The organism is Aminobacter sp. P4_D5 (assembly GCF_056401815.1).
The window spans coordinates 1-515 of record NZ_JBFUIP010001419.1 but is presented as its reverse complement, the minus strand read 5'-3'; the positions used below and the strand labels follow the sequence as shown (position 1 = coordinate 515).

The window sequence follows — 515 nt, the reverse complement described above, 5'->3', positions numbered from 1 at the left end:
GGGTAAAGGAGGCTGGGCTGTTCGGCACGTTCGGCACGCGGGCGAAGGTGAAGGCCACGTCCTCGGCGGTGAATTCGCGGCCATTATGGAAGCGCACGCCGGGGCGGAGCTTGAACTCCCACACGGTGGGCTCCACGACCCGCCAGCTCTCTGCAAGGCCTGCAATGTTGCGCGCGCGGTCGTCGCTCTCGACGAGGCGGCTGAAGATCATGCTCGCCGCCGCATTGTTGGGCGAGAGCTGGTGGTAGTGCGGGTCCAGGCTGGTCACCGGGGCCCCCACGGCCATGGTCAGGGTCTGGGCCGAAGCCGGGACGGAGGTCAGTCCCAGGAGGCCGGCGGCGGCCAGGGCGCGGAAAACATTGCGCATTCTTGGAAATCCCCACGTTCAGCGCGACGAAGCGCGGCTTGTAGCAGCAAGGTAACAGCACAATCCAGGCCGCCCCAACCACTTCCGTGGGTGGTCCCCCGGAGAACCGCCCTCCTGCCTCGCAATCGGCGCCGAGGCTGCCCGGGTT

General features: G+C 67.8%; 1 protein-coding gene. It reads right to left on the bottom strand.

What is annotated here, in order from left to right:
* Nucleotides 1–367: ABC transporter substrate-binding protein (locus AC1DWF_RS38745; protein ID WP_476843700.1), on the bottom strand; the 367-nt coding region annotated here is incomplete at its 3' end.
* Between the last annotated feature and the right edge of the window lie 148 nt (nucleotides 368–515).